This window comes from Vibrio sp. 1F263, from assembly GCF_041439035.1.
GTDB classification, from domain to species: Bacteria; Pseudomonadota; Gammaproteobacteria; order Enterobacterales; family Vibrionaceae; genus Vibrio; species Vibrio tasmaniensis_A.
The window spans coordinates 202,630-228,561 of the sequence record NZ_JBGONI010000004.1 but is presented as its reverse complement, the minus strand read 5'-3'; the positions used below and the strand labels follow the sequence as shown (position 1 = coordinate 228,561).

Genomic DNA, 25,932 nt, shown 5'->3' with positions numbered 1-25,932 from the left:
GAAATACGCGAAACGGGGTTGTTCTATCTTTAAATTTAATTACGCAACAAAGCCCAGTACGACGAGAAAAAATGAGCCTAACACTCTGTTGTTATTCATTTATAAGTGCCATTACTGATTGCATACCAATTTAATCGACGGTTACCTTAAGCGGTTTCACATTGTACCCGACACATATGGAGATTTAAATCCTGCACATGGGTCGATCCGCGTAGTATTTTTCTCATAAATTAGAATAATCAGATAATTTTCTTGATTTAACTCAGGCAATGATTCTGTAAAAAAGCGTTATAGTAATTTTCCTGTTCCAGCCTCCGTGACTTCTTTAGAAACAACGGAGCAAAATGAGAATTAACAATGACCCAAATTAATGAACAACGTCTCGTAGAACATTTCTGCGATCTAGTGAAAATTGATAGTGAATCTCGTAACGAAAAAGCGATTGCTGAAGCTTTGGCTGAGCAACTCGGTGAACTGGGTTTTGAAGTTCACAAACTGGCGGTTCCTGAAGAAGTGTCTAACGGTTTCAACATCTACGCTCGTCTAGATGGCACTCTTCCAGGTAGCACAGTGTTCAGCTGCCACATGGACACAGTAACGCCAGGTATCGGCATTGAGCCAATCATCGAAGACGGTATCATCCGTTCAAAAGGCAACACAATTCTAGGTGGCGACGACAAGTCTGGTATCGCAGCTATCATGGAAGCGGTTCGTTGCATCAAAGCTGAAGGCCAAGAGCACAAAACTATCGAGATTGCGTTTACTGTATTCGAAGAAGGCGGTCTGTTCGGCTCTTTGAACTTCGATATGTCTTACATTCAGTCTGAGCACGCTATCGTACTAGATACAGGCGGCCCAATTGGCACTATCGTCAATGCAGCACCTGGCCAACAGAAGATTGTTGCTAACATCAAAGGTCGCCCTGCTCACGCGGGGTTAGCGCCAGAAGAAGGCATCAGTGCCATTCAAGTGGCAGCAGACGCGATCACTGAGATGAATCTACTTCGTATCGATGAAGAAACTACGGCAAACGTCGGTATTGTTGAAGGTGGTCAAGCGACTAACATCGTAATGCCAGAACTTAAAGTCGTGGCTGAAGCTCGCTCTCTAAACGGAGAAAAGCTAACAGCTCAAGTTGAGCACATGATCTCGACATTCCAAGAGAGTGCAAAACAGTTTGGCGCTGAAGTAGAAATCGAGTCGACTCGTGCTTACGATGCATTCGTTATCGCAGACGATCACCCGCACATTCTTTCTATCAAGTCCGCATTCGAGAAGCTTGGCGTAACAGCGAACACTAAACGCACTGGCGGCGGTAGCGATGCAAACAACTTCAACGCGAAAGGCCTAACAACGGTTAACCTTTCTACAGGTATGGCGAAAGTTCACACCACTGAAGAGTACATTGCAGTGAAAGACATGGTCGCAATCACTGAGTTTGTTGTCGCTTACGTGACTCAATAGTCTTACTAGTCAACTAGCCTGTCTTATTTGTTAACGAGCCTGTCTTATTCGTTGACGAAATAAAAAATGCCATCTAGTTAACGTCAAAAAGCCGAGTTCACATGTAACGTGTGACTCGGCTTTTTTGTTGTCTTAATTTAGACAGAAGTTCTAATCTAAAAACCCCTACGCTTCCAAAACTGCCCTTCGTCTTTCGCAACAAGGTCGAATGTCTTATCAGCAATGATGTTGCCTTTTAGCTCGACGGTCATGCGCCATTTACCGAGTTTGTTGGAGACAGGCGCCCAGATAGTATCGCCTAAGTAAAAATCCCAGTCATTGTTGCCGACATGCTCTTCACCATCGAACGGTTCGAGCACTTCACCCGTGTCGGTGGTGATGTTTGGGTGATAGATGCAGTAACGGATTTTTTCACCTTTGGCTTTTTTGATATTCAAGATATAGCCAAATTCCACGTCGATTTCAGCATCAACGGTAGTGGTGAACTCTTGGATTTTTGGAAGATCTTTAGATTTGGAATCCCACGTTGTATAGATGCCGTAAGATGTCATGTCGACCACAACAGAGCGCTTTGCCATTTCAATCGTTACCTTGGAGTTGTTCTATTAATTAATTCTATTTGCCACTCACCCAAGCTGGATAAGCACGAGGCTATTCTTGCCAATCTTTTGCCATGCGCTTAATCACCGACGGTTCAATGTCGTGAATGCTGCCATATTGCTCTCGGCACACTTCTATAACCAAATCCGCTTTATATTTGAGTGCGAGTTGGCGGTAGGCTTTCATTTCCCACTGCTTAATAAAAGTATTCGACACCACAACGTCTAACCCTTGCTTCAAGCCGTCTTCTGCAGTGTTCTGACACCACTCATGCGCTTGCTGCAACTGCCTTGGGTCAAAATTATAGTCGCCTTGCTCATTCACGTAATACATATCCGCTTCGACATGCAATGCATCGTAGGTTTTTGCTTTTGTTGACTTGCCGGAACCGGGCAACCCTCGAATGAGTATTAACTTCATCTGTCACTTTACAGGCTAATTTTAAAACATGAGTTTATCTTAAATAGTGACGAGTTTCTCTGATAACTGCCGTTGCTCAACATCCGAAAACCGAGTCCTTATACTCGACTCAGATAATCACTGAATACAATGAGACTCCCCTCGACGCTGGTGGATGACTTCTGATAGCAAACACAAATAATTTACAACTATCCATTTTGTATATCGACAAGCGTATCAAACTACTATAGATTTAGATGTATAGACGTCTACATATCTAGCTTAGGGAGAAAGCTTTGCCTATTCGCATTCCAGACCAATTGCCAGCATCTGATGTTCTTCGTGAAGAAAACATCTTTATTATGCCGTTATCAAGAGCATCGACACAGGAAATTCGTCCACTTCGAGTCTTGATCCTCAACCTAATGCCAAAGAAGATTGAAACTGAAACTCAATTCTTACGCCTACTATCCAACAGCCCATTGCAAGTCGATGTAGAGCTGTTGCGTATTGATGACCGACCAAGTAAAAACACGCCGACAGAACACCTTGATAACTTCTACCGTCAATTTGAAATGGTCAAAGGGAGAAACTTTGATGGATTGATCATCACTGGTGCGCCACTTGGCTTGGTTCAATTTGAAGACGTTATCTATTGGGATCATCTAAAAACCATCATGGAATGGGCAAACAAGCATGTGACCTCAACCTTGTATGTGTGTTGGGCAGCTCAAGCTGGCTTAAAGCTCTTGTACGATTTACCAAAGCGAACTCGTAAAGATAAGCTTTCTGGGGTTTACAACCACGAGATACATAACCCGTACCACCCAATTTTACGTGGCTTCGACGATACCTTCTTGGCACCGCACTCTCGCTATGCTGATTTCTCTCAGGAATACTTAGCCGAGCATACCGACCTTGATGTTCTTGCGACTTCTGATGTGGCGGGCGTATATCTTGCGGCAACCAAAGATAAGCGAAACGTGTTTGTAACCGGTCACCCTGAATACGATGCGCATACACTTCACAACGAATACATTCGTGATTTGGGTGAAGGCATGGAGCCTGTTATTCCAATTAACTACTACCCGAACAACAATCCAGACAACAAGCCTGTAGCAAGTTGGCGTAGTCATGGACACTTATTGTTTTCAAACTGGCTTAACTACTGCGTTTACCAACAAACACCTTACGATCTGGATCACTTCAGCGAAGACAACTTCACCAAGGACGACTAAGTTCTTTCTTCCGATTCACAAACACATAAAGCCGTGTTCCATAGGTTGTTGATAAACACCAAATGGGACACGGCTTTTTTTATGGTGTTTGGGTCGCATTCCATAATCTATCTAACACTTAAATGTGTTCGATTTCATATCATAGGTTTGTGTTCAAAAGGAGCTGCACATGCCTAACAAGTCGCTATTACCAAAATCCACCCTGATATCTCATCTCACGCTATTCGTCTCTGTTTCTTTGGTAGGTTGTGTTTCTGTAACCGAAGGTCCACCAAAAATGGCAAGTGACCCAATTGCGATGTCTCAATCACGCATCGAATTAGGTTTGGGCTACATGGGACAAGGTAATATGGTCAAGGCACGTGAAAATCTAGAGCTCGCTATCAAACACGCTCCTAGCTATTACCGCGCCCAACTTTCGATGGCACATTATTACGAGCAAGTTGGCGAAGTAGGTGAAGCAAGAACGACTTACCGCAAAGCACTCAGTCTAGATTCAAGAAACGGCAATGTATTGAATAACTACGGTACGTTCTTGTGTAAACAAGGCGAATACGAGCAAGCTGATAAATATTTCAATCGCGCTATTGACCAACCCTACTACTACCTTGTCTCTGCAAGTTATGAGAATGCGGCATTCTGCGCGTTTAAGGCTGGTAATACCGACCAAGCAAAATACTACTTCACACGAGCGATTGACCACGATCCAAATCGCGTAAAATCGATACTACAGCTTTCTAAAATTGAAGTCAGTGAGGCCGAATACAATGACGCTAGGCTTCGCTTATTCAAATTCCACCAGCGTTATGGCTACCAAATTCCATCGCTTAAAATCTTGGTCGATCTCGAAAACAAAGCAGGTAACAGTGCTCTAGAGAAGAAATATCAGAGTAAGTTAGATGAGTTACTTTCTGCTTAGCGCATATGAAAAACACAAAAAACGGGCTTGTTGCGTTAACAACAAGCCCGTACGTATTTCTGCTTAATATCTTAACTAAGTACAGTCTGTTATTTAAGCGCAATCCACTCTTGTCTTTGTTCGTCGTCCATAAAGGTCCATGCGATAAAGCGACTCACCTTCTGGCCTTGTGACATCTCAACCACTTTTACTTGTTTAGCTCTAAGCTTGCCAAGCTCTGAACGAACCATATCAACGTTGTCTTTCTTAGAGATCAATGTCGTAAACCACAATACTTGAGTAGCAAAAAGTTGGCTCTCTCTCGCCATCTTCATAATGAAAGCAGCTTCGCCACCCGGACACCAAAGTTCAGATTTTTGGCCACCAAAGTTTAAGGTTGGTTTATCTTGCTTAGTTGATTTGGCTGGCTTCTTATTCGTTTCTGGCTTGAATGACTGACCGGCTTTCTTAGCTCGGTTTGCCGCTAGGTTATCCAGTTTACGTTGTGATCCCTTTTCCGCCTCTTCAAGAGAGCTGTGGAATGGAGGGTTACAAATAGTGACATCGTAACGTTCATTATCCTTAATCACGCCCTTAAAGATAGATTCTGAGTCGGCTTGTAGACGAGCTCGGATCTTACCTTTTAGATTAGGGTTACTTTCCGCAATGAAGTTCGCTGTTTTGATGGAGACTGAATCGACATCAGTACCTGTCCAGCGCCACTTATACTCTGTCGCACCAATGATTGGGTAAATACAGTTTGCACCAACACCGATATCTAATGCTTTCACAGAAGCATGATTATAAGGTTCACCTTGGCCATCGCTATTAAGGATGTCTGCCACTCTGTGAATATAATCTGCACGGCCAGGAATTGGCGGGCACAAGTAACCAGCAGGAATATCCCAATGCTTAACACCATAGTGATGCGCCAGTAAAGCCTTATTAAGTAGCTTAACGGCTAATGGATCAGAGAAATTAATGGTGTCTTCGCCCACCGGGTTCTTGATCAAGTGTTCTTTTAGCTCAGGCAAGGCTGCAACCAATAACTCGAAGTCATAACGACCTGTATGTTGGTTTCTTGGGTGTAATCCACCTTGAGGCTTCGCTGCCGAACGTCTTTTCTGTGCTGCATTCTTGTTAAATGCAGTTTTATTGAAAGACGCCTTATTCGATGGCCCTTTATTCGCGCCCGGCTTACCTTTGCTATCTTTTGCAAAAGGTCGCTTTGCTTTGTTGTCAGCACCTTTGGGAGCACTGTTTTTGCGGTCTGATGTGTTCTTTGTAGAAATACGCTTGTCGCTGCTTGGTTTACCGGCATTTGACTTAATATCACCGTGCTTACGGTTACCTTGATCAGCTTGGTTGTCTTTTGTTTTTGTTGATGAGGTACGGTTTTTCGACAGGCTTAGCGTCGTTCTGTTTTGTGATTGGCTCATTGGGCTACTTCTTTAAATCTAAATACATCATGAATAAACGGGCATCTAACTCAAGTTGATGATATTCCGGTTCCATGTGACAGCATAGTTGGTAAAAGGCTTTGTCGTGTTCTTTCTCTTTGATGTGCGCCAGTTCATGCACCACCAGCATTCTCAGCAAAGGTTCTGGTGCATTTTTAAAAACACTGGCGATACGAATCTCGTTCTTCGATTTGATCTTTCCACCGTGATTCTTCGCGACGTAAGAGTGCAGACCTAATGCATTATTAATTAGGTGTATCTTACCGTCATAAATCACTTTACTGATCGGTGGTGTTTTTTTCATATAACGATTTTTAATCTCAATCGCATAGTCAAACAGGGCTTTCTCGCTTTTTATTTCATGATTCTTTGGGTAGCGAGCTTCGAACCACGGCACCAACTTTCCCGATTCAACTAGTTGAGTTACCGGGTCGAGAATGTGCTTCGGGTAGCCTTGGATATAGCGTAAAGAAGGATGCATGCTGAAAGACCGTACAAGTTACACCACGACAATACGTTGTGGTCTTGAAAATTGAGCCGCATAGTGTAACTGATCACACTTTTCTAATCACCTAGGATTCGTTACACTTTAGCGAGATTCACCAAGAGCTAGACTCAAAAAGAGATTATAAAAATGAAACGTGTTGTATTGTACGTCGCAGACAAATGCCCGCACTGTAAAGATGCACAGCGCTATTTGGATTCAAAGAAAATTGTTTACCGCCTAACGAATGCAAAGATGCAGCGTGGTCGTAAAGAGTTGCAAGCGATGGGAGCTCGCTCTATCCCCGTACTTAAAATCGGCGATCAGGTGATGGTCGGCTGGAATCAGAAGAACTTCGATAAGATGTATAACTCAAAGAGTACCTAAGTGCTCTAAGCCAGTAATACTTCTATATAATAAAGCCCGAATGTCCAATCTAGGATACTCGGGCTTTGTTGTTCTATATTCATGACAACTTGTATATCGAAAATAAACAGGTCGCATTCTTGCAGTTTCTCTATTTACTAAATCCTTGTCAGACAAGCTTCTCATATAAAAAGTCTTTCGATAAAAAAGTCGATGCACCTAGCCTAGCCTAGCCTAGCCTTTGATTTTAAAAACTGCATTACAATTAGCACATTTGTATTTTTCTTTAATACCAAGGATTCTGTCAAAAATATTACGACGAACTCTAACAATTCTTTGTTCTTTACATTTACACTTCATACTTAATGGCTTCAGTTTTTTTAACGTGGGAGGCGACATATTTAATACCTAATGTAAGTTAACAATCACACGTTCACCAAATAATAATACAACGCACCTCACAGTTTTATATTTAAATAGTGTGATACTAAGCAATCAATCAGTAAAAGAACGTCATTTAAATGCCATAAAAATCACAAAATAACACATTGAAATGTAGTAGATATTTTACGTTAAATTTGTATTGATAGATAACACAACAAGACAATCACACGTAGCGCTTAACGAAATCAATAAAGGTTCGGTCCGCCTTCGACAAGTACCCTTCCTTTCTCCAAGCCAAAGATAGATTGAGTTTTACAGGATCTTTAAATGGCACCCCCACAACGTCTTCTTCGTATTCTGTGACCAAACTCAGCAGCGCAGTAATGGCAAACTCTCGTTTTACTATAGAAAGAATCATTGGCAATAAGTTGGTTTCGAATGCGATGGTCATGTCTAGGTTGTATTTTTTACACGTTGCATCGATAAAGTCACGGTGGAAATAACCCGACTTGAACATGATCAGTTCTTGAGCGAAAAACTCTTCAAAGGTGATGGATGCTTGCGTTGCCAATGGGTGTTCTTTACCAACAACTGCTAGCATCTCAGAACTCAACAAGTGATCGGTTTCGAGATCATCTGGGACATTTTCATGATTGATAACCCCAATATCCAGTTCGCCGTTTAACAGCATTTCACGAATCGAAGCGGTACCAGCATCTATAAGCGTCAGTTTTAGGTTTGGGTATTGGCTTTTAAAGGCCATCACCACCTGTGGGAAAAAGTAGCTCCCCATCATACTTGGAGCGCCTAATCGAACCTCGCCTTTTTCTAGTCCCTTTAGCTCATTCATTGCGAGTTGAGCATCATCAAACTGCTGGGCGATTCGCTTTGCATGCTCAAACAGTACCTTTCCCTCTTCCGTTAAGGTGACGGATTTATCTCCTCGACGAAATAGAATCAACTCAAGCGTCTGTTCTAGTTTTTTAATGGAGATACTCAATGCAGGCTGTGCGATATGCAGCGCTTTTGCAGCCTGGGTAAAATTACCAAACTGAGCAACGGCCAGAAAATGTCGAAGAGGTTTTGATTCAAGCATGACGATATATTTAATATATAGAGGTGATATTTTTAATATATTTCTTTAATCACACTTGTACTGATAACTTGTTCACAAATAGCTTACTTACTCGCGCAGGCACAACGTAAATGTTTGATAAAGGCAGTCCTCAATACAAACGCATCACCCAATCATTGGCGATTGGTTCATTTATCATTTTCTGTAACCTTTACCTCTTTCAGCCTATCTTGCCGCACATGGCGGAGCACTTCCAAGTATCTGAAACTCAGATCAACTGGCTGTTTGCCGCGACAACACTTGGGCTTTCCATCAGCTTGGTGCCTTGGGCAATCGCTTCTGAAACCTTTGGTCGAAAACCTATTATCCTATTCAGTCTGTTCGCTATTCCTTTGATTGGATTGAGCATGGTGTTCACAACCACTCTACTGCAACTTGTTATTGCCAGAGCATTAATGGGAATCGCAGTCGCTGCTTTTGCAGGCGTGGCGGTTGCCTATATGGTCGAAGAGTTATCACCCAAAGCATTTGCAGTCGCGATCGGTGGTTATATTGCAGCCAACTCATTGGGTGGAATTTTCGGACGTGTATTGGGTGGCTTGATTACGGATTATTTTGACTGGCACGCAACGGTTTTGTTTTTCGTGGTCGGCTCCTTAATCGGCGCTCTCTATATTGCGTATAGTCTGCCTGACCAACAAAACTTCAAACCTCAAAAAGGGTTGTTCTTTCATCATAACCGCTCGGTTGTGATGCACTTAAGAAACCGTACCTTGTGGCTCGCGATGTTGATTGGTGGCGCTAACTTCGCTCTGTTCGTTAACCTGTATTCAGTAATGGGCTTTAGGTTGGTATCCGAACCTCACTCAGTGCCTGTGGGCTTAGCTTCACTGATATTCCTATGTTACTTGGCCGGTACGGTAAGCTCTAAGCTCTCCAACAAATGGACACTTCGCTTTGACCCGTTAAACGGTATATTGATGGGCGTGTGTATTAGCTTAATCGGAATGTTGGTTTCTGCCGTCGACAAAGTCCCATTCATGTTAGCTGGGTTGTTATTGATCAGTGGCGGAGCTTTTTTCGCCCATACCCTTGCCTATTCTTGGGTGAGTCAAAAAGCGCCAAGTGCGAAGGCCACAGCAACTGCACTTTACTTAGTCCACTATTACATAGGCGGAAGCTTGGGTGGTTTCTTACTCTTATATTGCTGGCAGTTGTTCGGTTGGAATGGTGTTATCGCCGGTGGTTCTATCTTCTATGTTGCGATATTTGCTTGGGTCTACCAGTTAAAACAACTTCAAGTGTCAGCCTCTAAACTCGCACAAGCATAAGTACGACTGAGGTTGTAACTCAATTATTGCTTTTGATTAACGTCCGTTCTGATATCCTACGCAAAATTTCATTTCGGAACCTGTTATGTCGAACACTCAAAGCTCAGATCTTCAAACCATCCATGACCAAGTAAAACAGTGGTTAGACGATGTCGTTATTGGCCTAAACCTGTGTCCATTTGCAGCTAAGCCACAACGTAATAAACAGATTAAGATCTTTGTGAGTGAAGCAAATACGGAAGAAGCGTTACTAGAAGACATCATGACGCACTTTGTAGAATTAGATAACACGCCAGTCGCAGAATTAGAGACGACTTTGGTGGTTGTGCCTAACATGCTGCAAGATTTCTTCGACTACAACATGTTCATTGATTGGATTGAAGCCTTGATCAAGCAAGAAGATTGGGAAGGCGTTTATCAAGTGGCAACCTTCCACCCAGACTATTGCTTTGGTGGTGCGGATCCAGAAGACGATGAAAATCTTACTAACCGCTCTCCGTATCCGGTTTACCATTTGATTCGTGAAGCGAGTATGGAAAAAGTGTTGAAGCACTACCCCAACCCTGAAGCGATTCCTGATACCAACATCGCGAGAGTTGAATCTTTAACACCCGAAGAGCGTCGTAAGTTGTTCCCTTATCTATTCAGTTAAGAACTAACCTTTGAGCTTTAAGAGCTGACAGCTTCAACTTACGAGTCTGAGTGTTCTTGATGATATGGGCGAGATATAAACTGATCTCGTCCATTTTGTTTAGCAATGTACAGGCATTCATCGGCAACTTTGATTAGCGAGTCTAATGCCGACATTCTCTCCCCTTTGCTATCTCCAGTGCTCAACTCAAAATGACACGCACCAATTGATATGGTGATAGGCTTACTATCTAGTGTGATTTTCTTCATTTCTTGTAAAAGAGTCATGAACTGATCTTCAACACCACTTGGTGTACTATTTGGATACCAAAGAATGAACTCTTCACCACCAAAGCGAGCTACAAACTCTCCATCTTGAATATTATTGCGCAGAACGTTTGCCACTTTCTTTAAAACAACGTCACCCATTTGGTGACCGTAAGTGTCATTAACGACCTTAAAGAAATCGATGTCTACGACGGCTAGTGTCCCTTTACCTAGAGAGCCTTTTAACTGCTCCACTTCTGCATTCAACGTTTTGAACAAGCAACGTCTATTTGGCAAATGGGTCAGAGGATCGTACATAGCTTGGTACTCTAACTTCTCATTCAGCTCTTTGAGTTTTCGTTCTTGCTGTCTTCTAACCAGTTCCACTTCGATCCATGAGGCCATTAACCGCATAACGTCGATATCGAACTCTTTAAACTCGCGATGATAGGGAGCTGGGCTTGAAAAGTTTAAGGTGCCATAAAGCTCATCATTGACGAAAATCGGGATACCAATATAAGACTCTAGCCCAAAAGATTGGTAGGCAGGATGTGTCGCATACTTATCATGTTTACCGCAATGCTCAATACAAATAGGGCTAACAGATTTGCACGTAATCTCACAATAGGTCGAACTATAGTCGAAGATATCGCCACTATTGAGCTCAACCCCTTCAGGTGTGACAGAGTGTTCAACTAAGTAAGTATTACCCTCGACTTTAGATAAAATACCGATATCAAGGTTGAAGCGTTCAAGCCCCATGATAAGCAGCTGAGCGATCTGAATATCGAAGCCCTTCCGGTAATCATTGGTGATTTGATACAAGCGACGTATAACAATTTCGCTTTCACTGGCTTGGTTCATAAATGGGGTCCCACTGCAGCCAAAGTTAATGGCAACATTAATATTTGGTATATTTAGAAGAGTAAAGTGTAAAAAAACATAATAATCAATTGGTTTGTATGCAAAATACCTCATTGGTCCAATGAATAAAAGTCGACTTCTTCGACTTTGCGTTAGCACCCTATTCCTAGCTTTGGTAAAATAATCCATTAACGAAACAGAATGGATAGGAAAATGAACCTTTCTCAACTAAGCCAAGAAATCTACGATCACCTTTACCGCGACATTGAAGAGTTCCGCAGTACTTTTGATCTGCCTGTTGCTGCTCCTGAAACAATGGACGAAAAAGGCGATACGCTACATACCTCTCTAGCGATCGAAGAACTAACAGAACTTGCAGAAGCTGACTCAAAAATCGAACAAGCGGACGCTATTGTAGACAGCGTTTATGTTTTGATGGGGCGTCTGGTTCACCTTGGTCAAGCTAAGGTTGAAGACAACCTAGCAATCAGCTACCTGATCGACCTGCTATTGAATGTTTCTAAAAACCGCTCAATTGACTTCTTACCTTGCTGGGACGAAGTACACTCAAGCAACATGAGCAAAGTATGTCGAAACGAAACTGAATACGCTGAAACAGAAGCTTTCTATGCTGAGCAGAACATCAAGCTGATGGCGGTTCAAAAAGGCGAATACATCATCGCTAAGTGTGCAGAAGATTTCGTATCTGAAGGCAAGACAGTTCGCCAAGGCAAAGTACTAAAATCAGTACACTACCGCCCTGCGAACCTTGAGCCACTAACGGCTTAAGTTGCACTGAGTATGAAGCTGTTAAAACGAGCAGCTCACTAAAATAGCAAACGCCACGTTTAAATAACGTGGCGTTTTATTCTCTGTCAGTTAATTCTAACTGTGTTAATCGTAGCTGTGTGCTTATTGTACCCGAGTGTTAATTGTAGCTAAATGCTATACCAGTCGCGCCATGTGATAAGCCGGCACATATTCGCCATTTCTGAAAGCGAACCCTGCGGACTCTCCTTCAATCACGAAACCGAATTTCTTATACAGGCTGATCGCTCTTTCATTATCGGTGTATACCGTTAACTCCATTCGCTTGATGTTAATCCAGTTATCACACAAGTCGATCGCGGTCGCGAGCAGCTGACTACCCACACCTTTGCCTAGCACATCGTCTTTAACACCCATACCAAATGAAGCCACATGTCGTCTTCTTGGATTCACGCACACTTCCATTCCCAAGTTGCCAACAATCTCATCGTCGATCATCGCGACATACGAGTACACGTTATCAGGCATATTAGAGATTCGTTTTTGCCAGCTTTCCAGAGATGGATTTGGGAGTTGCAGCGTACCGGTATAAGCATTAGTGCATTCGTAAACTTCTTTGATTCCCTTTGCATCTGACGGTTCAGACCGTCTCACTATAATACTCATCGCAACTCCTACTATTATTCTTCGCTAAATGTGATGCACATCCTCAATGTGCACCTAGACACACTATCAAATAGTAAATATTTAACAATAGGTTAGATGAAATTGTTTTGATTAAATCTTAGATAGAGTTGAGATATAGGTGTACTTAAAAGAATGCAGCTCACTCGATTTAAGTCTTACCATCTTGTACCACGAAGGAAGAACCAAACCTTACGCTTTAGGAAGGCTCATAAAAAAGACCAGAGCATCATGCTTCTGGTCTTTTTATGAATCATAACGTCAATCAGAACTCAGTTTCTGAGTCACTTTTCTCTAAGCTAATGACATTCAAAACTGCAAATGCAGAGGCTAGGAATAAGCCTAGTATCCAAACAAAATACCACATGAGAAACTCCTTAATACAGTGAATGGCCGTTGCGTTCGACATACTCGTTGTCGAGTCGTCCAAACATGGTTCGATAACTGAACGCGGTATAACACAGAATGATGGGCACCATCACAAATGCTACGCCTGTCATGATGTTCAAGGTCAGTTCGCTTGATGTCGAATCCCAAAGGGTTAAGCTATGGCTTGGATTAACGCTAGACGGAATAATGAATGGGAACATCGCGAAACCAGCGGTTAAAATGATGCAAGCGTTAGTCAGGCTGGAACTAATAAAAGAAATCGCATCCCATTTCAACCTTGCGCTGATCAAAGCCATCAATGGATTAAGCACACTGCCAATTGGCGCAAACCACATCCAAGGGTGAATCTCGAAGTTAGATAACCAAGCACCAGTTTCTGCTATCGCTTGTTTGTTCAACGGGTTTGAAACCGCGCTATGGTTCAACTCACTGACAATCTGATAATCATCAATGTGACTTATTGTTAAACCACCTAGCACCATGAGACTCACCACAAGTATCGCACTCACCTGAGCAACCAATCTTACCTTGTTGTATAGCGCATCTGTCGTTTTCATCATCAGCCAAGCACTGCCTTGCAACAACGCCATCAATAACCCAACGAAGCCACACAACAGAGCAAACGGATTAAGCAAATCAACAAACGATCCGTGGTACTCAAGCATGAGTAAACTATTGAGCGAGAATGGAAGCCCTTGCATCAAGTTGCCAAACGCGACACCAAATAAAATCGGCGGAAAAAAGCCTGAAAACGAAATCGCTAAATCACACACTTTTCGCCATTGGTCGTTATCTATCTTGGCTCGGTACTCAAGTCCAAGAGGACGCAGCCACAATGAGATAAGAGCCAAGTACATCGCAACATATAAGCTTGAAAACGATGTCGCATACACTAACGGCCACGCTGCAAACAAAGCGCCACCTGCGGTAATTAACCACACCTGGTTGCCGTCCCAATGGGGTGCAATGGAGTTAATCATCACTCGTCTTTCAGAATTGGTTTTACCGATAAACGGTAACAACGCTCCAACTCCCATATCGAAGCCATCGGTGATCATAAAACCAATCAGCAGTACACCAATGAGAATCCACCAAATTAAACGTAATGTGTCATATTCGAACATGAGTCAGTCACCTTATTGTTGAACTTGTTGTACCAATTTGGCTTCAAGCGATGTTGTTGTTTGTTCATAGTGATAACGCCCCGTTTTCAAACTGCTTGGGCCTTTTTTAGCGACGGTAATCATCAAGTAACTTTCAACAATGATGAAGACCGTATAGAGGCCAATAATTAGCGCGAGAGACGTAAGTAAATTTCCAACGGTTTGCGAAGAAGCCGCGACCGCAACAGGGAGAATTTCACCGACCGCCCATGGCTGACGACCATACTCCGCAACAAACCAACCTGCTTCGATTGCCACCCAAGGCAACGGAATTGACCAAAGTGCCGCCTTCAATAACCAAGGCTTTTGCGTAATGTTTTTACGGTAGGTTTGCAGGAAGGCCGCACCAAAGACAAACAACATAATGAAGCCACAACCCACCATGATTCTGAATGACCAGAACAGAGGCCACACAGTTGGGATTGAATCATCGGCTGCTTGTTGGATTTGTTGTTCAGTCGCGTCAGTCACTGTATCGGTGTAACGCTTAAGTAATAAGCCATAGCCGAGATCGTGCTTGGTTTGATCGAAAGCTTGCTCTGTCTCATGTGAGGTATCGCCAGATCGCAAACGCTCTAGCAATTCATAAGCAATAATACCGTTTCGAATACGCACTAAATGTTGGTCACGCAAGTCATGAAGCCCTGTCACTTGCTCGTCCAAAGATCGCGTTGCAATAATCCCCATCACATAGGGAATTTTCACAGCAAAGTCGGTTTTGCCTTCTTCTTGATTTGGTAATCCAAACAAAGTAAACGCCGCAGGTGCCGGTTCGGTGTGCCATTCAGCTTCAATCGCCGCAAGTTTCACTTTTTGGACGTCACCCAGTTCATAACCAGATTCATCGCCAAGTACGATTACGGAGATAATCGATGCGATACCAAAAGATGCCGCTACAGCGAAAGAACGCTTGGCAAAGGCAATATCTCGACCTTTCAGCAAGTAGTATGAACTCACGCCAAGGATAAACATCGCACCGCAGGTATAAGCTGAAGCGACTGTGTGTAAGAACTTAACCTGAGCAACTGGGTTGAGCACCACTTCGGCGAAGCTAGTCATTTCCATACGCATGGTTTGGTAATTAAACTCCGATCCAATCGGATTTTGCATCCAACCGTTAGCAACCAGAATCCATAACGCAGAGAAGCTAGAGCCCAACGCCACCAACCAAGTCACGACAAGGTGTTGGCGTTTGGACAGCCTTTCCCAACCGAAGAAGAACAGTCCAACAAAGGTGGATTCTAGGAAGAATGCAACAAGGGCTTCGATCGCAAGAGGAGCACCAAAGATGTCACCGACATAGTGAGAATAATAAGACCAGTTGGTGCCGAACTGGAACTCCATGGTTAATCCGGTCGTGACACCTAAGGCGAAGTTAATACCAAAAAGTTTGCCCCAAAAGCGAGTCATGTCCTGATAGATTTGCTTACCGGTAAGCACATAGATCGACTCCATGATCGCCAATAAGCAAGACATACCAATAGTTAACGGGACAAAGAGAAAGTGAAACATAGCGGTTAGCGCAAACTGTAAACGCGACAATTCAACTACATCAAACATTTAAGCTCCAAACATCATAATGATGGATTTCATATTAAGAATTGGAGCGTATTTCAGCACAGTTTGAACAAACCAAACTAGAACAGATTGAATGTTAAAAAACAGAACAGGTTGAATTATCCGACGAGTGACAAGCTAGATTTCAAGTAAACATAGTCGAGGATCGACTAACGACTTAGGCTTGTGATTCCATGGTCTGAATCAAACTACCTAGTGTACGAATGGCTTCTGCTATTTTGTCGTCACAAGCGTACGAACAATTGAGACGAATATGATGAGAGAACTTTTTGTCGCTGCTGAATATAATTCCCGGCGCAACAGAGATGTTGTGTTCAAGTGCTTGCTCATAAAGCTTCTCAACACAAACAGAATGAGGCAACTCTATCCAAAGGAAGTAACCACCTTGGCTTTTATGCACCATCGCACTTGAAGGTAAGCTAGATTCTAACAATGCAATATGCGCCTTCTTCCTTTCATTCAAAAGCTTGCGAAGTTTTTTAAGATGGTTGTCATAACTATAAAACGTCAGGTAATGAGACAGTCCAAGTTGGATAGGAATACTGCTTGAGAGCGTCGAAAGGTGCTGCAATCTCTGAATCTTTAACGCTTGTTTCCTTGCAACTACCCAACCGATTCGAAAGCCGGGCGACAATGATTTGGAAAACGAACCGCACAGCATGATTTGCTCGCCAGTGTCATAAGCTTTGGCTGGCAATGAACTTTGGTTTCCAACGTGAAGCTCACGATACACATCGTCTTCGATCATCGGGATCTTATGTTGATTCACCAAATCGGCCAACCGCAGCTTGTTTCCATCACTCATCGAATAACCCACTGGGTTTTGCGATTCTGTCATGAACCAGCACGCTTTGATGTTCATTGAAGCGAAAACCGATTCCAACACATCTAAATCGATACCGGTTTCAGAGTCGGTCGGGATCTCAACAGCGGTAAGATTAAGCCTTTCAATAGTCTGTAACACACCGTAAAACGCAGGGTACTCTATCGCGACTAAGTCACCCGGCTCGGTACAGGATTGCAGGCATAAGTTAAGTGCTTCCATTGCCCCTGACGTGATCACAATATCGTCGGGCAATACATCTAGCCCACCAGCCTGATAGCGTTGAGCGATTTGCCTGCGTAACGTTTCACTGCCCGGTGGCAAATTAGTAAGCATGCTGTTATCGGGCATTTGACGACTGGCATTAGCTAAACTGCGCGACAACGCTTGATGCGGAAACAAGGCAGGGTCTGGAAATGCCGAGCTGAGTGGAATGATACTAGGGTCTTTGGCTCGTTGAAGTACATCGTAAAGCAGGTCGCTGATCTTAACGGGATACGGCTTGATGGCTTTTTGTTGTGCGAGTTCTGAGGTGAACACATTTCTGCGCGGTAACACGAAATAGCCAGATTTAGGCTTAGAGCGCACATAGCCTTGGTCTTCAAGCTGTTGATACGCCTGAAGTACCGTCTCGATACTGAGTTTATAACGTTTACACGCGTCTCTAATCGATGGAATTTTCTCACCACTCAGCCAGATGTTTTGTTCTATCTGATTCTTGATTGTATTGGCGAGTATCTGAGATTTTTTCATCAAAAAGTCTTTTCTATCTAATGTGTAAAAGATTACTAAACCGTGGATATTCGAAGCACTCGGACATTCAGGTATAACAAAGCCCTACCCTAAACCCAATTACCTTCACGGTCGACTTGTTTATCTCTCCCATAAGAAAAGACACCGCACTCATCAATCGAGTGTGGTGCCTTAATTACTGAGCTACTTAGCTACTTAGCTACTTAGCTACTTAGTTTAGATTAACTAACCGACTAGTTAGCTGGACGCCAAACGCCCCACTGATCATTTTCGTAGGTCACTTTAGGGTTTGTACCACCTTGAACCCACCATTGCGCTTTCCATGACTGGCTCGAGTAAGTCACGACTTCGCCACCAAGGTAAGTCGCTGATGAGTCCCACGTGCCATTGTCTGGGTCTGGAGTCGGATCAGGATCCGGCGTTGGATCTGGGTCTGGTGTTACGCCACCGTCATCAGCAATTACTTCAAAAGTGAAGGTTTCAACACTTTCGCTTTCAATCGAGCTAGCCATAAACGATAGAGTTTCGTTTGCAGTGATGCCAGTGGTATCAACTACGATAGAAGCCGTGCCGTTATTTTGAATGCTTACTGAAGAGCCTTGAGTTTGAGTCAATGTCGCCGCTTCGCTTGTTGCAATCACAACTTTGTCGCCAGCATTCACTACGTTGTCACTCTTCACTAGCTCGTAGATGTCGCCTTTCAATCGTTCAACACCACCGTCGCCACCATCAATCAGCGTTAACTGACCAGAAGCACGGCTATCCTTTGAGTTGAAGAAGTTACGTGAAGGATCGTTTTGGAAATACATGTAGTGCTGCATTTCAGCATGCCAGTCACCAATGAAGATCGCGCCATCTTTGAACTCTTCATGCCAGCCGTTAATTTCTGAAGCCAACAAGCGAGCCCAATCGTTAACGTTTGAAGCGTCGATAACGATGTCGAAGCTACGCGCGACTTCACCGTACTTGTTGATGATGTCGTACTTAACCGTATCACCAATTTCTGGCGTACCAAACTGGTCAGAAACAAACAGGTCGCCACGGACTAGATCAGGTTGAGGTGTAGGATCTGGTGGTGGAGTTGCTCCCCCCTTGATAGTGATGTCTGAACAGTTGTAGAAACCTTCACCTGCAGCATCGTCACGTTGCCAACGTACGTATAAGATTGCATCGCCAGAGCGGTCTGAAGGAATCGTTACGTTGATACGGTATTTGCCACCACTTACAGGAACATTCCCAACTTCTTGGAGAAGGTCTAAATCTCCCCACGCTAGGCCTTTGCTCAGGTCGGCGTTTGGTTTGGTTAGGTAGAACTCCCAGAATGACGGGTTGTGTGGTGCAGTCGCATTGAATACATATTCAAATGTACCAGTGCTTAACTCGGTGCGAGTCCAACCTGTATGAGGTGCACCCATGCCACGTTTTTGCGAATCATTGGCGTAACATAACGTGCCGTCTGGAATCGCCGCTTTCACTGCATTGATGTTGTTGAAGTCTTGAATGTTTTTCGCATACTCGTTGCGTTGAACGAACGGATATGACCCTGAAATCTCTTTTGCTTGAGCACATGCTGCATTTGGTGGCGTACCCGACCAAACCCCGCCTTGTTCATAGCACGTATTCTGACGTGCACTTGGAAATTCAGACCAGCCATGAGCGTTTGCTACTGATGGTACGCTGGATAGCATAGCCATCCCCACTGCTATTTTTAGAATATTATTATTTGCTGTTTTCACTTTCCCACTCTCTATTATTTTACCCCCGTATGAAATATTGATTGGACATTTACTAATCAATATTGCAGTTCGAGGGTTTATAGTTTCTGACTTAAAGAACACGGAAAATATATACGTCATAACTATCAATAAAAGTGGGATTTATTTTGAAAGGAATCAGAATCACACAACTCAAAGAAATGCGTTAGAGATAGATGATATTGGTTCGAATTATCAATTTTTACCGACAAAAATTACGCATTCCCTAAGAAAATAGATCGCTAGGAAGGTATTTTTTCATTGAATTAATTGGAGTGAAACGCTCGCATAAATAATGATATTGAGTGCTTTTTATCATCATTATTATTACGTTGTTGAGACTGCTGTAAAGTCGCTAAGCTATTGAGCGTATACGTTTATAAATGGATAAATCATTAAACGTTAATTTGAACGAGCTAAACTAATAGCGGCTATTCATGCCAAATCGATTCGACATATCATCGTCCATACGACCGCCCTTCCAACCGCCACCGCCCAACAAATTAAGTACACCACGCGCGTTATATTCCTCACCACCGAAGAAGTCATTAGACACATCATTACGCAGCAGTTGAATGGCTGGAGCAATTTCAGCAGCAAGGTCTTGTGGATCAGCAAACAATGCTAAGGCAACCAGTTGTTGGCGCTTACTCAATTCACATGAACTCGTTTCTACTTGCCCAATAGAGAAAAAGTCACTGCTTCCGTACGCTTTCACCAACTTTGCAGAAAGTGATTTGATTACTTTCTTGATTCGTCGTCGTTGAATATATCTAAACATATAGATTGCCTTGTATTGATGAGCCTAAGTTAACCAAACAATAGGTAAGTTTGATTGTCGACCGAGATGCTTTTTACTTGCGTATTAAATACGGATTCTAGCTGTTCAGGCACAAGCACTTGCTCTGCACTGCCTGATGCTTGTAGTACGCCCTTTTCGAGCAGCAGTACTTGGTCGGCATGCCTCAAGGTTCGGTTCAGGTCGTGGTTAGCCATAATAACCGCAACGCCCTTCTCAGCCACTCGTTCGATAAGCTTATACAGCAACGCTTCTTGAGCAATATCTAGTGGAGCTGCGGGTTCATCGAGGATCAGCAGCTTCGCGTATGGATTAAGCGTCGGCCAAATTTGCAGGCACATTCCCGCCAAACGAACGCGTTGCCATTCACCACCAGACAAGGTTTGAATGGAACGATGAAGTTTGTCTGCAATGTCTAGCATCTGGCTGATTTCGTCCAAAGCTGCGTTGATTTCAATATCAAGTCCGTGTGATGAACTTGGCAGTGATAACGCAAGGTATTGGAACACTTCCAAGTTGAAGGCGGGTCTTGCACTTTGACAAAGATAAGCGCGATGCAATGATAAATCTTGTAGTGATAATACTGACAAGTCTTGACCGTCGAGCTTTATATCACCTTTGTAGCCATCACCAACGCCAGATATCGCTTCTAATAAGGTACTTTTCCCACTGCCATTAGGACCGATGACATGAGTCACCTGCCCTTGCTTGAGCTCAAATGATAGTGGTAATAAACGAGCGCCGACGCTCAGGCTCTTAATTTGAATCATGATTTTTAATTAACATCCAAATGAAGATTGGTGCACCGATACTGGTGGTCATCACACCCAAGGGTAATTCTGCAGAATCTAATAAAGTTCTTGCACAAATATCAGCAAACACCAGTAACGCGGCACCTGCAACGGCAGACAAAGGAAGAAGGTATCGGTTATCGGTACCAATCGCTAAACGGAGTAAGTGTGGCACCACCAAACCCACAAAGCTGATCACGCCACCTAACGCTACTGCGCAGCCGACTAAAATAGACACAGCGAAGATTAGACGCCAACGTAATCTCGGAACGTTCACGCCTAACTGCGCAGCATGGGTCTCGCCAATCATCAGTTTGTCTAGCTTGCTACCTTGCAGGCACAGCCAGATAATAACGGGGATCATTACTAACGTGAGCGAGTGCTGGTACCAAGTTACACCACCCAAACTACCCATCAGCCAATACATCAATAAGCGTAAGCTAAGATCATCACTAAAATAGAATGCCCACGTCACCATCGCGCCAGAAAGAATGCCTAATGCGACACCCACCAGCAGTAATTTAGCCGTGGTGAGTCGCATCGTTTTTACCATGCTCACCAGTATCACGGTGAAACAGAGCGAGCCTAAAACGGCGGCAATCATGAACACTTCTGGTGTGGGAGCAAACGGCAAGAAGAACAGCACGATAACCATCGCCAAACTTGCGCCACCAGAAATGCCGAGCACACCTGGCTCTGCTAATACGTTACCCAATAACACTTGTAAGCTTGCGCCAGATACAGCTAACCCAGCCCCGATCGCAATAGCCGCCAATAGTCGAGGTAAGCGTAAATCAATCAGTAGTTTTTGTTCTAACGTGGACAATGTGCCCAGAGGGGAAATGAAAAGATCGCCAACCATTAGGTAAATCGCACTCAGCGCGACAAGCAGTGCTGCCATCAGATAAATGGCTCGGGTCCATTTGCGCTGTTTTTGGTGAAGAAGTTGTTGGAAATCCATATCAAGCTACTTTGAAATTGTTCGCGTAACCTTACCTGTATCCCCAAATAAACTCAAGGCTCACACCGTAATGTGAACCTTGATATTTCAACCAGTTGAGCGGTTGTTTTCGTCGTTTAAACCCGAGTCGGTATTAATCGTACACAAGCTGACCGTGGTCGAATCGTGTTTCAACTTCGCACACCATTAAGGCCGCTCGTTGACCGATAGCCACGTTACGATTTGGGAATACCACTGCTTCGTTTTCATTCTTCGCCATCAATGGCTTATCACCATCATGACCAAACACTTCACCGTGCTTGAATGCCGTAAAGTTCTCAACGTCATCAGAGAACATGAAATCAAAGTCATCGTGCAAACGAACAATGGTTCGGCTTACGCGATACGTAATGGTTCTCTTCGGCAAATGCTCTGGTTCTATTTCAGCAATCAGATTACGCATTGCCAAATCGAAAGCCGTTAGCTTATCAAGTTGGTTCTCACCAATTCTTGCAACCTGCCCTAGCTCCATTGTCAGTGCTTGCGCTTCAAAGTTTTCAGCGCTGTACCAACTGAAGGTGCTGGTTGGTGCATTCGACAGCAACACAGCTTCAACGTGAGCACTGTTGATGAAATCGAAAAGCTCCTTGTTGCGTACTTCGTGGCGAACCTTAGGGCTTACGGCGAAAGAGTAATGCTTAGACAAACGGATCGCACAGTGCAGATCTAAGTGCCAACGAGTGGCAGGTACCGTTTCCTTGTAAAACTCAGTAACCAAGTACTTAAGGTTCTTCGCGATGTCCACTTCTCGATTACTCTCGTACTGTTTTTCATCAAACAGACGGTTCATATTCACATCAAGAAAACGCGTATGCGCATTGGTCGCTTCTGGGTGAGCAATGATGAACAAACATCTTGCTGTCACGACTTGGAAGCCGGTTTCAATATCCTCAATGAGCTTATCAATCAGCTCCATTGGTGAAGTTTCGTCGCCATGAACACCTGTTGAAAAGATGATGTTCTTGGTCTCAGAATTATACTCTGCGGGAATCACTTCCAATACACCGCGTTGATGAAGCTTAATTTGAACACCGTTACTCAGTACGGTCTGTCCTGCAACCACTTCTTGCTCAAGATCTAGGCTGTCAAAAAGAAATGATTGGCGAAAGAGGGTCTTCGTCATGCGCTACTCCTTAATTGCACGGCCGTATGTTAATAAATTGTACATAGAAATTGTGTTGCTAGGATCGCACTTATCAATAGAAACTCCGTTATCACTCACAAATACTACCCATATATTTTTGTATTACCTGCTGACTTTACTAACCGACATCTATTCCAAATAATTTTACCTATTTAGAACAACTTTGGTTATCTCTGTTTATATCAGCAAGATAAGAGCCACGTAAGCTAACACAGCTCTTACCTACCATGAACAGATTGAGATCAATTAATCTTCCTGATCGAGCAATCTTTCAAATTCATCGATTTGAACTTTGACCATGTCGATGCTTTGTTGCCAAAAGTCAGCTTGAGTCAGGTCCATTCCCAAGTGTTTTTGAACGACTTCTTCCGCCATCATGCTGCCCGTATCACGAAGCAAGGAAACGTAATCACCGTAGAATTGTTCGCCCTTAGCATCGCGCTGAGCGTAAACACCTTTACTGAACAGGTAACCGAACAGGTATGGGTAGTTGTAGAAGCTCACTTGAGAGATGCTGAAGTGCAGTTTGCTTGCCCAGAAGTAAGGGTCGGCTTCTGTCATTGCATCGCCATACCACTCCTTCCAAGTGGTTTCCATCAAGTCACACAGCTGCTGAGCCGTTAGCTCACCTTTTTCACGCTGCTCATAGAAGGCTTTCTCAAACTCGAAACGTACTGGAATGTTTACCATCAAAGCGAGTGAAGAAGAAAGCTCTTCCCACAACATTTCAAGTTTCTCATTGCGTGTTTGTGCTTGTTTTAACAAGTGGTCACGGACGATGTTTTCAGCAAAGATTGAAGCGGTTTCTGCTAGCGTCATTGGGTAGCGTGTCTGACACAAAGGCATGTCCTTCATCACCCAGTTATGGAACGCATGGCCTAGCTCATGCGCCAATGTCATTAAGTCTGAGCGGCTACCGCTCCATGTCATGAACACAAGAGGTGTACGTGTCGCAGCAAACTTGGTGCAGTACGCACCTAGACGTTTATTGGCTGCTGGAGCGGCATCAACCCAACCGTTCTCAACCATTAATGCGACAAAATCAGCCATCTCTGAATTGACTTCAGCAAAAGCGGTTTTGATCACTTCAATCGCTTCATCAAATGGATAAACCTTAGATTCAGTGTCACCCAGCGGAGGCATCGCGGCTAAATGGTTCCAAGGCTTCATTTCATCAAGCCCGTGAACTCTTGCCATTAACAGACCTGCTTTCTGGCCTACTTCGCGATTTGCCTTTGCTACCGACATCATGGTGTCTAGCGTTTCAGGTACGATGCGGCTGGCGTGTAGGCTTGGATCAAGGAAATGTACGTCGCTTATTTTCGAGCGCTTTTTGTTCTCTGTCAGTCGCCAACCCGCAAGCGCATTTAGAATTGAAGCAAAAGACTCTTGGTGCGTCTTCATTGCGCCTTGGACTGCGCGCCATGCCGGTTCTTGTTTGTCGAATTCGCTGCCGTACAACAAGCTCGCGGCTTGTGAAAAACCTAGCGCTTCGTCTTCACCGTTCAGCTTTAGCGACAGTTTTAAAGAACCGGTTAAGTTATCGTACAAACGACCCCATCCATCACGGCCATCAACCTTCATCGCGGCCAATAACTGCTCTTCAGCAACACTAAGGCGGCTGCTTGATAACTTACGCGAGCTTTCAATCGCAAAGCGTTGTCCTGCTACATCTGCGCTGTCATGCTCTAAAACTGCATCAATAAACTCTGGTTCTGCGTGGATTAGCGTGTCTTCATAAGGGCTGAACGCTTGAGACATTTCAGAATTCAGTTTCGCAACTCGACCAAGCAGTGCTTTGGCTTCTGTGTGTGTCGCGTCTACCGATGCGTGGCAGTTAGCGAAGGTGTTGATCGTGCTCAGTAACGTGCCTGCCGCTTCAGAAGTTTGAATGGCGTTTTGCATCGCTAGGATAATATGACGCTTTTCAACGTGTAGGTACAACAGCTCAATGCACTGCTGGATGAGTTCAATGTCCTGCTCGATTTTTGCATCATCAAGATCACGATAAGCAATGCTTAGATCCCAACTCGGTGTTGTCATGACTAAATTCCTTTCACGTAGGTAGTAATACCAATCTGGTATAGCGGCTGTAAACGCCGCTTTATACTTCTATTTCTGGTTCTATTTCTATTTCTGTTTCAATTTCTATTTACAGGTCCAATAGATTGTTAACTCTTAAACTGTGTTTTTTGAACACTCAGAGAACAGGTAGCCCTATCGATTTGACACTGGTAAAGCTCTGCGCAAACTGAGTGATTTGAATATGAGTTATCGACGCGTTTTCTATCGATAGCTTCGAGTACAAACTCGGATTTTTCCAATCGATATCAAGGCAGTGCGCTAACAATATGCGAATCACACCACCATGAGTAACCAATAATAGATTGTCACTTGGATCGTCCAAAAGTTGCGACCAAGCTTGAGTTACTCTGTCGTGGAAGCTCTGTAAACTTTCTGCACCAGTCAGTTGATGATTAGCAGGATCTTGCCAAAAGGTTTCTAGCATTCCCCACTTGTCTTCAAGCTTATCAAATGGGACACCATCAACGTCACCGAAGTTCATTTCCTGAAAGTCTGGTGCTACAGATAAAGTCACAGACATACGCTGTGCGTATCTGTTTGCGAGGTCGCTGCATCGCCTTAATGGTGAGGTAACCACGCAATCAAAGGCAATATCTTGTTTTATCAGCGCCCCACATATCCGATCTTGAAGATCAGGATTAACCAACACATCAGATAAACCATTAAGTGCCGCTTCGCCTTCGACTTTGCCATGTCTTAGTAAATAGATGTTCTTGGTTGTTCCATTTTCCATTTGTTCA

At 43.7% G+C, this 25,932-nt stretch carries 25 protein-coding genes; 7 read left to right on the top strand and 18 right to left on the bottom strand.

Features of this window, described 5'->3' with window-relative positions; genetic code table 11:
• Positions 1-357 precede the first annotated feature (357 nt).
• Positions 358-1,464, top strand: a complete 1,107-nt coding sequence (locus ACED25_RS04630; protein WP_371694740.1) for a M20/M25/M40 family metallo-hydrolase — start codon at positions 358-360, stop codon at positions 1,462-1,464.
• 155 nt (positions 1,465-1,619) lie between these two features.
• Here the strand turns inward: ACED25_RS04630 and ACED25_RS04625 are convergent, their stop codons facing one another.
• Positions 1,620-2,042 (bottom strand): DUF3859 domain-containing protein, encoded by a 423-nt coding sequence (locus ACED25_RS04625; RefSeq protein ID WP_012604104.1) that lies wholly within the window; start codon positions 2,040-2,042, stop codon positions 1,620-1,622.
• Between the two features lie 73 nt (positions 2,043-2,115).
• On the bottom strand, positions 2,116-2,484 hold the full coding sequence (locus ACED25_RS04620) for an ATP-binding protein (RefSeq protein WP_017096943.1): 369 nt from the start codon (positions 2,482-2,484) through the stop codon (positions 2,116-2,118).
• A gap of 275 nt (positions 2,485-2,759) precedes the next feature.
• Here ACED25_RS04620 and metA point away from each other — a divergent pair, with 275 nt between their 5' ends.
• Positions 2,760-3,701, top strand: coding sequence for a homoserine O-succinyltransferase (metA, locus tag ACED25_RS04615; RefSeq protein WP_012604106.1), 942 nt, complete (start codon positions 2,760-2,762; stop codon positions 3,699-3,701).
• 169 nt (positions 3,702-3,870) lie between these two features.
• On the top strand, positions 3,871-4,620 hold the full coding sequence (pilW, locus tag ACED25_RS04610; protein WP_371694739.1) for a type IV pilus biogenesis/stability protein PilW: 750 nt from the start codon (positions 3,871-3,873) through the stop codon (positions 4,618-4,620).
• A gap of 89 nt (positions 4,621-4,709) precedes the next feature.
• On the opposite strand, the gene rlmF is transcribed toward pilW, so the two are convergent.
• Positions 4,710-6,038: a 23S rRNA (adenine(1618)-N(6))-methyltransferase RlmF gene (gene rlmF, locus ACED25_RS04605; protein WP_371694738.1), complete on the bottom strand. Its 1,329-nt coding sequence runs from the start codon at positions 6,036-6,038 to the stop codon at positions 4,710-4,712.
• Positions 6,039-6,042: 4 nt separating this feature from the next.
• The gene (locus ACED25_RS04600; RefSeq protein ID WP_004734935.1) at positions 6,043-6,540 is read right to left on the bottom strand and encodes a YgjP-like metallopeptidase domain-containing protein; all 498 of its coding nucleotides are present in this window, start codon (positions 6,538-6,540) and stop codon (positions 6,043-6,045) included.
• A gap of 153 nt (positions 6,541-6,693) precedes the next feature.
• On the opposite strand from ACED25_RS04600, the gene ACED25_RS04595 reads away from it, so the two are divergent.
• The gene (locus ACED25_RS04595; protein ID WP_012604109.1) at positions 6,694-6,930 is read left to right on the top strand and encodes a glutaredoxin family protein; all 237 of its coding nucleotides are present in this window, start codon (positions 6,694-6,696) and stop codon (positions 6,928-6,930) included.
• 586 nt (positions 6,931-7,516) lie between these two features.
• Here the strand turns inward: ACED25_RS04595 and ACED25_RS04590 are convergent.
• Positions 7,517-8,389 carry a LysR family transcriptional regulator gene (locus tag ACED25_RS04590; RefSeq protein ID WP_371694737.1) on the bottom strand — a complete coding sequence of 291 codons (873 nt, stop codon included), beginning with the start codon at positions 8,387-8,389 and terminating at the stop codon, positions 7,517-7,519.
• 110 nt (positions 8,390-8,499) lie between these two features.
• Between ACED25_RS04590 and ACED25_RS04585 the strand changes: the two genes are divergently transcribed.
• Together ACED25_RS04585 and ACED25_RS04580 are read left to right on the top strand one after the other, a co-directional pair.
• Positions 8,500-9,699 (top strand): MFS transporter, encoded by a 1,200-nt coding sequence (locus ACED25_RS04585; RefSeq protein ID WP_102258529.1) that lies wholly within the window; start codon positions 8,500-8,502, stop codon positions 9,697-9,699.
• 85 nt (positions 9,700-9,784) lie between these two features.
• A complete protein-coding gene (locus tag ACED25_RS04580) occupies positions 9,785-10,351 on the top strand; it encodes a DUF1415 domain-containing protein (protein ID WP_081228582.1) in 567 nt (188 codons plus the stop codon).
• A 38-nt stretch (positions 10,352-10,389) separates the two neighbouring features.
• On the opposite strand, the gene ACED25_RS04575 is transcribed toward ACED25_RS04580, so the two are convergent.
• Positions 10,390-11,460: a diguanylate cyclase gene (locus ACED25_RS04575; protein WP_371694736.1), complete on the bottom strand. Its 1,071-nt coding sequence runs from the start codon at positions 11,458-11,460 to the stop codon at positions 10,390-10,392.
• A gap of 213 nt (positions 11,461-11,673) precedes the next feature.
• Between ACED25_RS04575 and ACED25_RS04570 the strand changes: the two genes are divergently transcribed.
• The gene (locus ACED25_RS04570; RefSeq protein WP_017059167.1) at positions 11,674-12,249 is read left to right on the top strand and encodes a nucleoside triphosphate pyrophosphohydrolase family protein; all 576 of its coding nucleotides are present in this window, start codon (positions 11,674-11,676) and stop codon (positions 12,247-12,249) included.
• Between the two features lie 156 nt (positions 12,250-12,405).
• Here ACED25_RS04570 and ACED25_RS04565 read toward each other — a convergent pair whose 3' ends face one another.
• From ACED25_RS04565 to ACED25_RS04510, 12 genes are all read right to left on the bottom strand, one after another.
• Entirely contained in the window at positions 12,406-12,894 is a 489-nt protein-coding gene (locus ACED25_RS04565) for a GNAT family N-acetyltransferase (RefSeq protein ID WP_371694735.1), read from the bottom strand.
• Between the two features lie 283 nt (positions 12,895-13,177).
• Positions 13,178-13,279: a cytochrome bd-I oxidase subunit CydX gene (gene cydX, locus ACED25_RS04560; protein ID WP_004734907.1), complete on the bottom strand. Its 102-nt coding sequence runs from the start codon at positions 13,277-13,279 to the stop codon at positions 13,178-13,180.
• A gap of 10 nt (positions 13,280-13,289) precedes the next feature.
• Positions 13,290-14,426 (bottom strand): cytochrome d ubiquinol oxidase subunit II, encoded by a 1,137-nt coding sequence (cydB, locus tag ACED25_RS04555; RefSeq protein WP_371694734.1) that lies wholly within the window; start codon positions 14,424-14,426, stop codon positions 13,290-13,292.
• Between the two features lie 12 nt (positions 14,427-14,438).
• Positions 14,439-16,025, bottom strand: coding sequence for a cytochrome ubiquinol oxidase subunit I (locus ACED25_RS04550; RefSeq protein WP_371694733.1), 1,587 nt, complete (start codon positions 16,023-16,025; stop codon positions 14,439-14,441).
• Between the two features lie 175 nt (positions 16,026-16,200).
• Complete coding sequence (locus ACED25_RS04545) at positions 16,201-17,619, bottom strand: PLP-dependent aminotransferase family protein (RefSeq protein WP_371694732.1); 1,419 nt, start codon at positions 17,617-17,619, stop codon at positions 16,201-16,203.
• Positions 17,620-17,852: 233 nt separating this feature from the next.
• Positions 17,853-19,307 (bottom strand): lytic polysaccharide monooxygenase, encoded by a 1,455-nt coding sequence (locus tag ACED25_RS04540; protein WP_371694731.1) that lies wholly within the window; start codon positions 19,305-19,307, stop codon positions 17,853-17,855.
• A 487-nt stretch (positions 19,308-19,794) separates the two neighbouring features.
• Positions 19,795-20,154: a DUF6559 family protein gene (locus ACED25_RS04535; RefSeq protein ID WP_371694730.1), complete on the bottom strand. Its 360-nt coding sequence runs from the start codon at positions 20,152-20,154 to the stop codon at positions 19,795-19,797.
• 29 nt (positions 20,155-20,183) lie between these two features.
• Positions 20,184-20,942: a vitamin B12 ABC transporter ATP-binding protein BtuD gene (btuD, locus tag ACED25_RS04530; protein WP_371694729.1), complete on the bottom strand. Its 759-nt coding sequence runs from the start codon at positions 20,940-20,942 to the stop codon at positions 20,184-20,186.
• A complete protein-coding gene (btuC, locus tag ACED25_RS04525; protein WP_061039117.1) occupies positions 20,929-21,924 on the bottom strand; it encodes a vitamin B12 ABC transporter permease BtuC in 996 nt (331 codons plus the stop codon). The genes btuD and btuC overlap by 14 nt, the downstream gene beginning before the upstream one ends.
• 133 nt (positions 21,925-22,057) lie before the next feature.
• A complete protein-coding gene (locus tag ACED25_RS04520; protein ID WP_122046665.1) occupies positions 22,058-23,086 on the bottom strand; it encodes a succinylglutamate desuccinylase in 1,029 nt (342 codons plus the stop codon).
• Between the two features lie 267 nt (positions 23,087-23,353).
• Positions 23,354-25,150: a M3 family oligoendopeptidase gene (locus ACED25_RS04515; protein ID WP_371694728.1), complete on the bottom strand. Its 1,797-nt coding sequence runs from the start codon at positions 25,148-25,150 to the stop codon at positions 23,354-23,356.
• A 157-nt stretch (positions 25,151-25,307) separates the two neighbouring features.
• On the bottom strand, positions 25,308-25,925 hold the full coding sequence (locus ACED25_RS04510; protein ID WP_371694727.1) for a histidine phosphatase family protein: 618 nt from the start codon (positions 25,923-25,925) through the stop codon (positions 25,308-25,310).
• Between the last annotated feature and the right edge of the window lie 7 nt (positions 25,926-25,932).